Raw genomic sequence first — 12906 nt, forward strand, 5'->3', positions numbered from 1 at the left:
GGTACCTGCAGTGCAGGTCTCAGTCCGCCATCACCTTGTCCGGCGTCATCGGGGTGCTGCGGATGCGCTTGCCGGTGGCATGGAAGATCGCATTGCAGATCGCCGCCGAAACGCCGACCAGGCCAATTTCGCCCACGCCTTTTGCGCCCAGGCTGCTGACGATGCGGTCGTCTTCGTCGGCAAAGATCACATCGATGTCGTGGATGTCGGCATTGGCCGAGACGTGATACATCGCAAAATCGTGATTCATGAAACGACCGAAGCGGTGATCGGACTGGGTGTGTTCGTGCAGCGCCTGGCCGATGCCCCAGACCACGCCGCCGACGATCTGGCTGCGCGCGGTGATCGGGTTGAGGATGCGCCCGGCTGCAACCGCGCTGACCACGCGGGTGACGCGGACCGTGCCCAGCTCTTCGTCCACCCGCACTTCCACGAACACTGCGCCGTGGGTGGCGCGGGTGTACTTGCGTTGCTTGAGCACATTGGGCAGCAGCAGGAACTTGTCTTCGATCTGTTCCAGTTCTGCTGCACGCAACAATTCGGTCAAGGCAATGGTGGTGCCGGCATCGGCGCGCAAGGCCAGCGTGCCATCGGCAAACACCACCTCGTCCAGCTTGGCCTTGGTAAAGCGCGAGTTCGGCAACGCCTGCGCCAGGCGCAGCAACCGTGCGCGCAGCTTTGCGCACACGCCATCCACCGCCGAGCCCACCGTGGTCACATGCGACGAGCCGCCCTCGATCGGTGCGACCGGCAGGGTCGAATCGCCGAGTTGGAAGGTGACCTGTTCCAGCGGCAGGCCCAGTGCTTCGGCCGCAATCATCGCCATCACCGTATAGGTGCCGGTGCCGATATCGCTGGCTGCGCTGCTCACCACCAGCCGGCCATCGGCGTGCAGCACCGCATGCGCGCGCGCAAACATCTGCATTGCATCCCATTGCCCGGTGGCCATGCCCCAGCCGACCCACTCGTTGCCTTCCTTGCGTGCGCGCGGCTGCAACGGGCGCTGCGCCCAGCCGAAGCGTTCGGCACCTTGCTGGTAGCACGCGCGCAGCGCCTTGGTGGAGTAGGGCTTGTCGTCGGCCGGGTTGACCTCGGCATAGTTCTTCAGGCGCAGCGCCAGCGGATCCATGCCCAGCTCATAGGACAGCTCGTCCATCGCCACTTCCAGCGCATGCACGCCGTGTGCGGCACCGGGTGCGCGCATGTCCATCGGGCTGAACTGGTCCAGGCTCACCAGGTTGTAGCCCAGATGCACGTTGTCGCAGGCATACAGCTGCCCGCTCCAGTTGACCACCACTTCGACGTAATCCTCGATGCGCGAGGTCTCGGCAATGGCCTCGTGCCAGATCGCACGCAAGCTGCCGTCGCGGTCGGCGCCGAGCTTGAGCCGCTGCAATGTCTCCGGGCGATGGCCGAAGGTGAACATCTGTTGCCGCGTCAGCACCACGCGCACCGAGCGGTCCAGCAGGATCGACGCCATCACCGCCAGCGGCAACTGATACTGCGGTCGCAGCCCGGAGCCGAAGGCGCCGCCCACGTACGGATTGCGCACGGTGACCTTGCGCTTGCTCAGGCCGAATACATGCGAGACGTACCAACGGCTGTTCTGCGAGCCCTGGGTCTTGTCGTAGATGGTGAAGTGGCCATCGGCATCGCGGATCACCGTGGAGGCAAACAGCTCCATCGGATTGTGGTGCTCCACGCCGCTGTAGTAGTCGGCCTGCACCTGGACAGCGGCATTGGCAAAGGCGGTGTCCGGCTCGCCCTTGTCCTTGGGCGGCGGCGAGAAACCGGCCTTCATGGCCTTGGGCTTGTGCGCACGGTCCAGGTTAGTCATCAGGTTGGTGTCGTGCGGATCCTGCAGCAGTTCCACCTCCACCAGGTGGGCCGCGTGGCGCGCCGCTTCAAAAGTGTCGGCCACCACCAAGGCGATCGGCTGGCCGCTGTACAGGATCTTGTTGTCGTACAGGGGCCGGAACGGCGAACCGGCCGGTGCGGTCATGTCCTTGTAGAACACATCCATGCCGCGCATATGCGGGCGGTTCTCATGGGTGACGATCTCCAGCACGCCCGGCACCGCACGCGCGGCATCAAGATGGAAGGCGACGATCTCGCCCTTGGCGATGCTGCTGTTGACCACCACACCATAGGCCAGATCCGCCACCGGCCATTCGGCGGCATAACGTGCCTGGCCGGTGACCTTGGCGCGTCCGTCGATGCGGGTGACGCCGGTGCCGGTGGGGCGATAGCCGGTGCCGCTGTCGGCAACCGGCGGGATCAGGTCGTTGTCGGGTAGATCGGTGCTGCGTGCGTTCATGGCGCTTCCTCCAGCGCGCTGGTTCGCCCGCGGTTGTCGATGGTGCCCTCGCGGGCGACGTCCAGGGCACGCACGATCGCGCGGCGTGCCAGCGGCAGCTTGAAGGCATTGTTGCCTTGCGGTTGCGCACCCTGCAGCAAGGCATCGGCCAGGCTGCCGAAGCTCTCGGCCGTGGCCGGTTTGCCCACCAGCTGCGCTTCGGCGTCGGGGTTGCGCCAGGGCTTGTGCGCCACGCCGCCCAGGGCCACGCGCACCTCACGGATGCTGCCGTCCTCGGCCAGGTCCAGTGCCGCCGCCACCGACACCAGCGCGAATGCATACGACAGGCGCTCGCGGATCTTCAGGTAGGCGCTGTGCGCAACGAAGCGCTGTGCATCGGGCAGGTCGATATGCACGATCAACTCGTCCGGGGCCAGGGTGCTGTCCAGCTCCGGGTGCTCGCCGGGCAGGCGGTGGAACTGCGCGAACGGGATGTCGCGCTCGCCGTTGGGGCCTTGCACGTGCACCACTGCGTCTAGCGCAGCCAGCGCGACGCACATGTCCGACGGGTGCGTGGCAATGCACTGCGCGCTGGCGCCGAGGATGGCGTTATAGGTGGTGAGCCCGCCGATCGCCGAGCAGCCGGTGCCGGGCGCGCGCTTGTTGCATGGAGTGGCATGGTCGTAGAAATACAGGCAGCGGGTGCGCTGCAGCAGGTTGCCGCCGTTGCTGGCCATGTTGCGGATCTGTGGCGAGGCGCCGGCCAGGATCGCCGCGCTCAGCAAGGGGTAACGCGTCTCCACGTCCGGGTGATAGGCGGTGTCGGCATTGCGTGCGAGCGCGCCCAGGCGCAGGCCGCCTTCGGGGAGCCCACTGATGCTGTCCAGCGGCAGGCGATTGATATCGACCAGGCTGCCTGGCCGCATCAATTGCAGCTTCATCAGGTCGGTGAGATTGGTGCCGCCGGCGATCAGGCGCACCGGGGCTTCGGCAGGCACCGGATGCGGGTCGCTGCCGCGCACCGACAGTGCAGTCAGCGCCGCATCGACGCTGTCCGCGCGCGTATAGGTGAGCGGGATCATGCCGGCACCGTCCCTGGCGTCCACGGTGTGGCGGCACTCTCGCTGCTGTCGCTGGGCGTGCCCATGACCTGCATCACCGCATCGGTGATCTGCGGGTAGGCGCCGCAGCGGCACAGATTGCCGCTCATCAACTCGCGCACCTGGTCGCGGTCGTGCGCTTTGCCCTCGTTGATCAGGCCCACTGCCGAGCACAACTGCCCGGGCGTGCAGTAGCCGCACTGGAAGGCATCGTTCTCGATGAAGGCACGCTGCAGCGGATGCAGCTGTTCGCCCTCGGCCAGGCCTTCGACGGTGGTGATCTCGGCGCCGTCCTGCATGACCGCAAGCGTCAGGCAGCTGTTGATGCGGCGTCCATCGGCCAGCACCGTGCAGGCGCCGCATTGGCCGTGGTCGCAGCCTTTCTTGGTGCCGGTAAGGTCGAGCCGGTCGCGCAATAGATCGAGCAGGCTGACCCAGGCTTCGAGCTGCAAGTGGTAAGGCTGGCCATTGATGCGCAGGTTGACCGGGTAGGTCGGCGCAGCAGTGGCGGTGGCCGGCGCCGGATGCGTGGCAGTGGCGGGTGTGGCATTCATGCGAACCCCGTGGCGATGGCTGAGAGGAGGACCCTCACCTTGATGCCTGCGTGGTCAAGGTGTGGTGTAGGAGAGTGAGGTCTCTTTCACGCGTGCGTGAACCCTGAGCGTGGTCATGCGCGGAACATGGCGGCGTTGCTGCGCATGACATCGCTTGATCGCAGGCCGGTGCCATCGTCGGTGCGTCATCGTGGTGTCACCTGCAGTGGCCAGGCTAGCCGGCCCAGCGCACAGGGGAACGCGCCCGCATGAAAGCCAACGCCACCCGCGCCTGGACGCAGGTATTCACCCAGCACGGGTCGGTGCTGCGCGGCTTTTTCGTGCGTCGCGGCGCCAACGAGGATGCCGAAGACCTGGTGCAGGAAACCTATCTGCGGCTGTTGCGTGCGCATCAGGATCAAGGCGAGGCGATCGCCAATCCCGAGGCGTATCTGTACACGGTGGCGCTGAACCTGGCGCGCGAGCAGGCCGCGCGACGCAAGCAGGCGCCACTGCACATCGACGAGATGGAACAGTTTTCGCAGCTTCTGGCCGCAGGCGACGACGTGGAAGACGCCGCGCACCGGCAGCAGCGCCAGCAACGCCTGCAGGCCCTGCTGGCCACGTTGCCGGAGCGCACCTGCGCGGTATTGGTGATGCAGTACCGCGACGGGCTCAGTTACAAGCAGATCGCCGAGCGCATGGGGGTGTCTGCGCATATGGTCAAGAAGCATGTGGTGCGTGGCTTGTCGGCCTGCAGGCGAGCGGTCGCCGACAGCGGGGACAGCTGGTGAGCAAGCCGGTGTTACCGAGCCGCAGCGTTGTCGGTGAAGCCGCGCACTGGCACGCGCTGCAACGCATGCAGGCGCTGGATGCGACGCAACAGGCCGGCTTTCTGCAATGGCTGACCGCATCGCCGCTGCATGTACGCGAATACATGGCGGTGCTGCGTGTGGCCGGCGATCTGGGCGATGCCATGCGCGGCATGGACCTGGACGTGGATGCCCTGCTTGCTGCCGACCGGCGCAAGACTGCCGATGCCGCGCCGCCCAATGTGATTGCGCTGCCGCTGCGGTCACAAGTGCCGCCAGCACCGCAACCCGCTGCCCGGCCGCGCCGCAGCGAAGGCCAACCCAAGGCACGCATGCGCAGCTGGCGCATGGGCCTGGCCGCGGCGCTGTGCGGCGTGGCGATCCTGACCGGCTGGGCCTGGCCACGCACGCAGACCTACGCCACTGCGCACGGCGAGCAGCGTAGCGTGCAGTTGGCCGACCGCAGCGTGGTGCATTTGAATGGGCAAAGCAGCCTGCGTGCCACCATGACGCCGTGGAGCCGCCACCTTCAGCTGCTGCGTGGCCAGGCCAGCTTCGTGGTCGCGCCGGATCGGCGCCCGTTGCAGGTGCATGCAGGCCATCTGCGTGTCGAGGATATCGGCACCACCTTCGATATCGCCCTGTATCAACACCAGGCACGCATCGAGGTCGCCGAGGGCCGTGTCCATGTCTGGCGCGACGCGCGCGATGGTCAGCCGATGCTTGCCAACCTGGGGGCAGGGCAGAGCGCACGGATCAATGCGGCCACCGGCAAGATCGAACTGGCCAGCGAAGAGGTGGCCGTCATGCATGCCTGGCGGCAGCGGCGCATCGTGTTCCGCGACGCGCCGCTGGCCACGGTGGCCGAAGACTTCAATCGTCTCAACCGCACGCGTTTGTCGATCGACGATGCTGCCGCCGGTGCGCTGCGACTCACCGGCAATCTGCGCGGTGACGATCTCGCCGCGCTGCGTGCCTTCCTGGATGGCCAGCCGAACCTGCGCGTGGTCAGCGCGCCGGGGATGCTGCGCGTGAGCAGCCGGACTGCGCAGGGAACGGCGACGCGATAGCCACGGCGCTGCACGACGCCGTAATGCGTGCAGCGCGTGCGCATGCCGCATCGCGCGCGTAGCCCACATGCATTGATCCTGCGCGCAGTGGATGGGGTTGCCGATGCCATTGCGCTGCGTGCGTACCGATGGCCGTCTGCGGCTGCGTCCACGCACATGCAAGACCTCACGTCCTCGTGCACGCAAGGCGCAGCGCGATGCAGATGCCGTGCGTCGTGCCCGCACCGTTCGGTGCCTGCGCAGATGTCACAGAAAATTCATCAAAAAACGGTGCCCGATCGTTGCTGTCGATGCTCGTAGTCCAGGTACAACGCAGCATTCCCGCGTGGCGGGTGGTGTTGCGCATTGCTTCCTCCCCTACTGGATTTCACGATGCGCCGTACGTTGTTTCTTTCGATCGCTCTTGCCCTGCACGCCGGCACCGCTGGCGCCCAGACGGCTGCTGCCACCGTCGCGGTCGAGGCGATTCCGGCCCAGCCCCTGGCGCGCGCGCTCAATGCGCTGTCGCGCCAGACTGGGCTGCAGTTTGTCTATGCCGCCGGCGTGGCCGGCAACCCGCAGACCCGCGCCACCGCGGCCGGCGTCGCACCCGAGCAGGCCCTGCAGCAATTGCTCGACGGTACCGGCCTGCGCTACCGCTATCTCGATGCGACCACGGTGACGATCGAAACCGCCGAGCCGGCGCCCGGCCTGCCGCCAGCGGCTCCGGCAACGGCCGCAGTCGCCACGGCACCGGTGCCGCGTGCAGACGCGCCGGTGCAGGAACTGGACAGCATCCAGGTGCTCGGCAGTTACGCCGGCAGCCTCAGCGCCGCGTTGCGCCAGAAACGCTATGCCGACAGCGTGGTGGATGTGATCGCCGCCGAAGACATCGGCAAGCTGCCGGCGCAGAACGTGGCCGAGGCGCTACAGCGCGTGCCGGGCGTGTCGATCGTGCGCGACCGCGGCGAAGGCGTGTACGTGCGCGTGCGCGGCCTGGGCCCGAATTTCCAGGTCACCACGCTCAACGGCCAGACCATGGCGGTCAACGAGAACGTGCGCACCTCCGGCCAGACCGGGCGGCAGTTCCGCTACGACACGCTGCCGGCCGAACTGGTCTCCGGGCTGGACGTGATCAAGAGCCCCACCGCCGACCTGGACGAAGGCGCCATCGGCGGCATCGTCAACGTGCGCACGTTCCGCCCGCTGGAGCTGGGCAAGACGCTGACCAACGTATCGCTGGAATCCAGCCAGGCCCAGCGCACCCAGGCCAACGATCCGCGCGTCTCCGGGCTGTTCAACTGGGTCAATGCCGAGGGTACCTTCGGCATGCTGATCTCCGGTGCATATGCGCAACGCACCTTGCGCCAGGACCGCGTCAACGAGGTGAGCTGGGACTATTACCGCAACGGCGTGCCGGGCGTGCCCGGTGCCAATTACGTTCCCACCGGCCTGCGCCCGACACTGGAGCTGGAGGAGCGCGAGCGCACCGGCGTGGCGGCCTCGCTGCAATGGAAGCCCAGCGCGGCGTGGGAGACCAATCTGGATCTGCTCTACGCCAGGCAAACCGTGCATTACGACGAATACAGCATGGGCGTGGGCTTCGACAGCCTGGCCAAGCTGAGCAATCTGCGGGTGCAAAACGGCGGTATCACCGGCTTCGATTATCGCAACGGCCAGGTGCAGATCTCGCGCGAGACCTCCGGCATCACCGACGACAATCGCAGTGCACGCCTGTCCAGCACCTGGAGCGGCGACCAGTGGACACTGGGCGCAGTGGCGTTCCACTCGCAGGCGCACAGCTACGACTCCGATCCGATCCGGCGCACCCGTCTGCGCAGCGGCACCAACCTGGCGATGCGCGTGGACATGCCGCAAGCCGACGGCGACAACGTACCGGACTGGAGCTTCACCAACGGCTTCGATCCGACCAACCCGGCCACCGTGGCAGGGCGCCGGCTGGAATGGCGCGAGATCGATGCGCGCGACAAGGAAGACGCGCTGCAGTTCGATGCCAGGCGCACACTCGACGGCAGCTTCTTTCGCGACTTCAAGGTGGGCGCCAAGTACCGCCAGCGCTCGCGCACCTACGATCGCGCCGACCTGCTGCTCAACAGCATTGCCGGGGTACGTTTCCCGGGCAGCTATTTCACCGCGTTGCCGGTGGGCGACATGCTGTCGGACGCCAACGGCAACCTGCCGCGGCAATGGCTGGCGCCGATCGAATCCGCGTTCTGGGGCAATTGGCCGACCAGCGCCGATCTGAGCAACACGCCCAACAGTGCCGACCTGCAGAATTCCTACGAGGTGCAGGAAAAGATTGCCTCGGCGTACGCGATGAGCAACTTCGCCACCCAGCTGGCGGGCCGCGAACTGCGCGGTAATGTCGGCGCGCGCGTGGTGCGCACCGAGCAGGCCACCGATGGCCATGCCGATGTCAACGGCAGCGCACAGCCGGTGCATTTCGAGCGCAGCTATACCAATGTGCTGCCTTCGTTCAACGCGGCCTGGGATGTGCGCGAGGACATGGTGCTGCGGACTTCCGCGGCCAAGGTGATCACGCGCCCGGACCTTACCGATCTGTCGTCCAAGCTGACCTTCAATTCCAGTGGCGAACGCCTCACCGCCAGCGGCGGCAACCCAGCGCTGCAGCCCTTCGAAGCGTGGCAGTACGACCTGACTTTCGAGTGGTACATCGACGGCACCTCGGCACTGACCGGCGGTCTGTTCTACAAGGACATCTCCAGCTTCATCCAGACCCAGATGTCCAACCTGGTCTACCAAGGCCAGACCTATCTGCTGTCGTCCAAGACCAACGGCAGCAAGGCGATGGTGCAAGGCGCGGAAGTGGCGTATCAGCAGGTCTTCAGCGGCCTGCCGTCGCCGCTGGACGGCCTGGGCATGCAGCTCAACTACACCTGGACCGACAGCAAGGCGACCTATCACGACGGCACCGGCAGCTTCACCGACAGCCTGGAAGGCGTGGCCAGGAACACCTACAACGCCGTGCTGTTTTACGAGAAGGGGCCGTTGATGGCGCGCGTCAGCTACAGCTGGAGCGACGACATCCTCAACGCGGTGGGTACCGCCAATGTGGCCACGCTCAACAGCGACCGGTTCGGCAGCCTGGATGCCAATGTCGCCTACAAGGTCAACGACACGCTGTCGGTGTTCGTCAACGCGATCAATCTCACCGGCGAAGTGCAGCGCCAGTTCGTTGGCGATCACTTGTTCGGCGGCTATACCGACTACGGCCGCACCTGGTCGCTGGGGTTGCGCGCGCGCTTTTGACAAGGGCTGGAGACCTGACGGGCAGTTGCCAGCGACGTGCGGTGTGCATCGGGGGCGCTGCGCTTGCGGGTGACATGCCGCCACGGAGGCCTTGCGACGAGCGCAGCCGTCGTGATCGCCGATCCAGTTTGTTGGCGGCAGCCAATGCCGCCACCGGGCGCCTTGCTGCAAGGCGCCATCTGCAAGGGCCATGGCTTCGGCTATGGCGCTGTTGCCAGCCGCACATCGCCTCGTATCGCGGTGTGCAACAGCTGCATCACGTGTTGAGACCACTCATGTCATTACTGCTTCGTAGCTGTATCGGTTTTTTTGTCTTGATCGTGGCCGGCCTGGCTACGCCGGTAGCGCCTGCCGCCATCACGTCGGAGACGCTTGAGAAAGTCGTCATCCTCAAGCGCCACGGCGTGCGTGCGGCGATGTCCAGCCCGGAGCAACTGGGTCGCTATTCCGCACGTCCCTGGCCACGCTTCGATGTGCCGGCCGGCCACCTGACCGCAAACGGTGCGCGTCTGGAGGCATTATTCGGCACCTATTACCGCGCCCGTTACACGCCGCTGGGTCTGTTCGATGGCGATGGCTGCGCCAATGTCTACTACTGGGCCAATCGCACCCAGCGCACCATCGCCTCGGCGCGTGCGTTGGCAAGCACGCTCACCCCGGGGTGTGCGAACACGGTGCACCACGTCGCCGATGACGCGTCCGATCCACTGTTTGACGGCGCGCCGGCATTGCGACAACCCGCTGCGGCGGCGTTGATGCGCGCGGCCATCGCCGGCCGCGTCGGCGGCGATGTGGTCGCCTGGAACGCGGCGCAACGCGATGCGATCGACAGCTTGCAGCAACTGTTGCTGCAGTGCGCGCAGCGGCCATGCCCGACCCAGGCCGGTACCGGCAAGCAACGCCTGGATGCGGTGCCCGCAGGCATGGGCGCTGCCCACGACGGTATCGCCGGTGTCCAAGGCCCGGCACCGGCAGCTTCCGGCATCAGCGAAAGCCTGTTGATGGGCTGGGCCGACGGCCAGGACTTTGCCGCGTTGGGATGGCAAGGCGTGGACGAAGCCAGTCTGCTGCGTGCGTTCGCACCGCATCAGGCCGAGTTCGCGCTGCGCCTGCGTGCGCCGACGGTGGCGCGCATGGCCAGTACGCCGCTGGCGGCGCGGCTGCTGGCGACACTGCAGCAAGGCAGTGTCGCCAGTGGCAATCGCAATCCATCGCAGGCCACGCCGATCGGTGGCGATGCACGGCTGGTGGTGCTGTCCGGTCACGACGGCACGCTGACCCTGCTGGCGGGCATGTTCGATCTGCATTGGCAATTGCCCGGTTACCAACCCGACCAGACCGTGCCTGGCGGCGCCTTGGTCTTCGAGCGCTGGCGGCGTGCCGATGGGCAGCGCGTGATCCGCCTGCGCTACACCGCGCAGACGCTGGCGCAACTGCGCGAACGCCGCGCGCTGACACCGCAGGCGCCGCCGCCGTCGTCGCCGGTGTTCATTCCCGGCTGCAGCAGCGCCACCCCGGAGTACGACTGCCCGCTATCAACCTTGGCGACATTGATCGACGCCGCGATCGACCCGCATTACCTGAGCGAATGACGCCGCGCGCGCCGGCCGCGGCCGGCGCGTGTGGTTGCATCGGCGCATCGGCGCCGTTTCCCTGGCCACCGTGCCAGCCGCTGTTTCTCATCACTGCAAGAGGCGATTTATGCTCCACCAGCGACGTACTCTCGTCAGTCTCGCAATCACTCTCGGTCTTGCCTGCGCAGGCATCGCCCAGGCGCAAACGGACGTCGGCGTACTCGACGTGTTGACCTACAACGTCGCCGGCCTGCCCGAAGGCCTGTCCAGCGGAACGCCGGCCACCAATACCGCACTGCTCGCACCGAAACTGGCGCCTTACGGGCTGGTCAACGTGCAGGAAGACTTCAACTACCACGCCACGCTTTACGCTGGCGACGCGCATCCCTACCGTACTGCCACCAGTGGCGGTGCCGCGTTCGGCGACGGGCTCAACACGCTCAGCAACTATCCCTTCAACGACTTCACCCGGGTCAAGTGGAACCAGTGCAACGGCACCGACTGCCTGACCCCGAAGGGTTTCAGTTACATGCGCGTGCGCCTGGCAGACGGCGTGTTGCTGGACGTCTACAACGCGCACCCCAATGCCGGGGTCGAAGCGGGCGACCTGTCCGCACGTCGCGCCAATATCGGCCAGCTCTCGCAGTTCATCCAGACTTGGTCGGCCGGCAATGCGGTGCTGGTGATGATGGATTCCAATACGCGCTACACCCGCAGCGACGACAACATCCGCGAGTTGATCGCCTCCAACGGTTTGACCGATCCGTGGGTGGAGCTGATCAAGGGCGCAGCACCGGCGGCCGGCGCCGCACCGCTGTTGTGCGGCACGCCGCCGACCAACAGCTGCGAAGTGGTCGACAAGATCCTGTACCGCGACGCGCCGCAATTGACCCTGGTGGCCAACCGTTACCAGCTCGATGGCGGCGGCTTCTATGACAGCGCCGGCAAGCCGCTGTCCGACCACTACCCGCTGCATGCGCAATTCGGATGGGCCGTGGGCGACCGATTGCGCACCAGCGACCAGTTCGGTGGTCCGCATGGCGTTCCGTTCAACGATCTGGCGGACAACCCTGGCGTGCGTCCGCTCAGTGGCGTGACCCTGCGCGGCGGTGCACGCCTGGATGGCGTCGGCGTGATCCTGGACAGCGGCAAGCTGCTCGCGCATGGCGGCAGCGGTGGGCAGGCGACCACACTGTCGCTGGGTGCCAACGAAACGCTGTCCTCGGCCACCTTCACCGTGGGCAAGTACAACGACCGCACCCGCCTGTTCTCGCTGAGCCTGCGCACCAACAAAGGCCGCAGCGTGCAGGTGGGCAGCCCGACCAGCGAGAGCTACACGCTGAGCGCTCCCAGCGGCTGGCATATCGCCGGTTTCACCGGTCGCGCGGGTGAGGAGATCGACAAGCTGGGGGTGGTGTATGCGAAGGACTAGGCGCTGACGCTGTTTTCAGTGACAGCGGCAGGGCAGCGAAGCGCGCCATGGATGGCTGCTGCACTGTAGGCTTGCCGGGCTACCAGTCACCCATATGACGGTGCCGATTCGTGCACGCGATCTGGATGCCGCAAGCGCAGGCGTGAGCGCAACCACGCGGCGCAGGCCGCTTCATCGAGTGAGCCATCGGCCAGGCCGATGTAGAAGCCGTAGAGTTCCAGATCATCGGCGGCCAAGGTTGCACCGTTGAGCACGATGAAGGTTTCGCAAGCGACGGCGGCAGTGCGCTTGTTGCCGTCGACAAACGGATGGTTGCGGCCCAATCCGTAGGCAAGACTGGCGGCAAGCGCAGCCAGGTCCGGTGGCGGCTCGCCGTAGGACAGCAGTTGCTTTGGCCTGGCAAGTGCCGAGTCGAGCAGGGCGTCGTCGCGCACGCCGCTGCCGCCGCCGTGTTCGGCCAGTTGGCGATCGTGGATGGCCAGGACAAGTGGCCGCTCGATCCAGACGATCATGGTCGAGCCTTATTGCGCCAGCTTGTGCAGCAACGCGCGGCGGTTGCGCATCACCTGCTCGGCCACATCCATCTGCGCGGCCAGGGTCGGGTCGAACGCGGTCAGCTTGATGCCGTCCGGCGTTTCCAGTGCATAGAGTTCGTCTCCCTTGCCCAGGCGCAGGCGGGCGAGCAGTTCCTTGGGCAGGATGACGCCAGCGGAATTGCCGATGGAGGTGATCTTGAGCTTCATGGTCGACGCCTTCGTTAGTACGTAAGTTATAACTCCGTCTCCAGCCGATCACAAGCCCGTCCTGGCTGAAGCGGCT

Annotated in this window: 11 protein-coding genes; 5 read left to right on the forward strand and 6 right to left on the reverse strand. The window is 66.2% G+C overall.

The features are described 5' to 3' along the window. Nucleotides 1–19: 19 nt before the first annotated feature. Genes AC1PLS_RS05910 through AC1PLS_RS05920 form a run of 3 tightly spaced genes read right to left on the reverse strand, consistent with a single transcriptional unit; the run spans nucleotide 20 to nucleotide 3950 of the window. Nucleotides 20–2317, reverse strand: a complete 2298-nt coding sequence (locus AC1PLS_RS05910; RefSeq protein WP_126967031.1) for a xanthine dehydrogenase family protein molybdopterin-binding subunit — start codon at nucleotides 2315–2317, stop codon at nucleotides 20–22. Then, nucleotides 2314–3402 (reverse strand): FAD binding domain-containing protein, encoded by a 1089-nt coding sequence (locus AC1PLS_RS05915; protein WP_184431862.1) that lies wholly within the window; start codon nucleotides 3400–3402, stop codon nucleotides 2314–2316. The genes AC1PLS_RS05910 and AC1PLS_RS05915 overlap by 4 nt, the downstream gene beginning before the upstream one ends. Further along, nucleotides 3375–3950 (reverse strand): (2Fe-2S)-binding protein, encoded by a 576-nt coding sequence (locus tag AC1PLS_RS05920; protein ID WP_481104280.1) that lies wholly within the window; start codon nucleotides 3948–3950, stop codon nucleotides 3375–3377. Before AC1PLS_RS05920 ends, AC1PLS_RS05915 begins: the two co-directional genes overlap by 28 nt. A 248-nt stretch (nucleotides 3951–4198) precedes the next feature. Between AC1PLS_RS05920 and AC1PLS_RS05925 the strand changes: the two genes are divergently transcribed. Together AC1PLS_RS05925 and AC1PLS_RS05930 are read left to right on the forward strand one after the other, a co-directional pair. Further along, on the forward strand, nucleotides 4199–4723 hold the full coding sequence (locus tag AC1PLS_RS05925; protein ID WP_184431858.1) for an RNA polymerase sigma factor: 525 nt from the start codon (nucleotides 4199–4201) through the stop codon (nucleotides 4721–4723). Nucleotides 4724–4788: 65 nt separating this feature from the next. Next, nucleotides 4789–5811: a FecR family protein gene (locus AC1PLS_RS05930; protein WP_260300096.1), complete on the forward strand. Its 1023-nt coding sequence runs from the start codon at nucleotides 4789–4791 to the stop codon at nucleotides 5809–5811. Between the two features lie 166 nt (nucleotides 5812–5977). On the opposite strand, the gene AC1PLS_RS05935 is transcribed toward AC1PLS_RS05930, so the two are convergent. Further along, nucleotides 5978–6157 carry a hypothetical protein gene (locus AC1PLS_RS05935; RefSeq protein ID WP_167708576.1) on the reverse strand — a complete coding sequence of 60 codons (180 nt, stop codon included), beginning with the start codon at nucleotides 6155–6157 and terminating at the stop codon, nucleotides 5978–5980. A gap of 26 nt (nucleotides 6158–6183) precedes the next feature. Here AC1PLS_RS05935 and AC1PLS_RS05940 point away from each other — a divergent pair, with 26 nt between their 5' ends. From AC1PLS_RS05940 to AC1PLS_RS05950, 3 genes are all read left to right on the forward strand, one after another. Next, on the forward strand, nucleotides 6184–9081 hold the full coding sequence (locus AC1PLS_RS05940) for a TonB-dependent receptor (protein WP_481104281.1): 2898 nt from the start codon (nucleotides 6184–6186) through the stop codon (nucleotides 9079–9081). 275 nt (nucleotides 9082–9356) lie between these two features. Next, nucleotides 9357–10673, forward strand: coding sequence for a histidine-type phosphatase (locus AC1PLS_RS05945; RefSeq protein WP_184431854.1), 1317 nt, complete (start codon nucleotides 9357–9359; stop codon nucleotides 10671–10673). 109 nt (nucleotides 10674–10782) lie between these two features. Further along, nucleotides 10783–12087, forward strand: a complete 1305-nt coding sequence (locus AC1PLS_RS05950; protein ID WP_184431852.1) for a jacalin-like lectin — start codon at nucleotides 10783–10785, stop codon at nucleotides 12085–12087. A gap of 86 nt (nucleotides 12088–12173) precedes the next feature. Here AC1PLS_RS05950 and AC1PLS_RS05955 read toward each other — a convergent pair whose 3' ends face one another. Together AC1PLS_RS05955 and AC1PLS_RS05960 are read right to left on the reverse strand one after the other, a co-directional pair. Next, on the reverse strand, nucleotides 12174–12599 hold the full coding sequence (locus AC1PLS_RS05955; protein WP_104568814.1) for a type II toxin-antitoxin system death-on-curing family toxin: 426 nt from the start codon (nucleotides 12597–12599) through the stop codon (nucleotides 12174–12176). A gap of 9 nt (nucleotides 12600–12608) precedes the next feature. Beyond that, on the reverse strand, nucleotides 12609–12830 hold the full coding sequence (locus AC1PLS_RS05960; RefSeq protein WP_016903820.1) for an AbrB/MazE/SpoVT family DNA-binding domain-containing protein: 222 nt from the start codon (nucleotides 12828–12830) through the stop codon (nucleotides 12609–12611). Between the last annotated feature and the right edge of the window lie 76 nt (nucleotides 12831–12906).

It is taken from the genome of Xanthomonas sp. NCPPB 3218, from assembly GCF_056725185.1.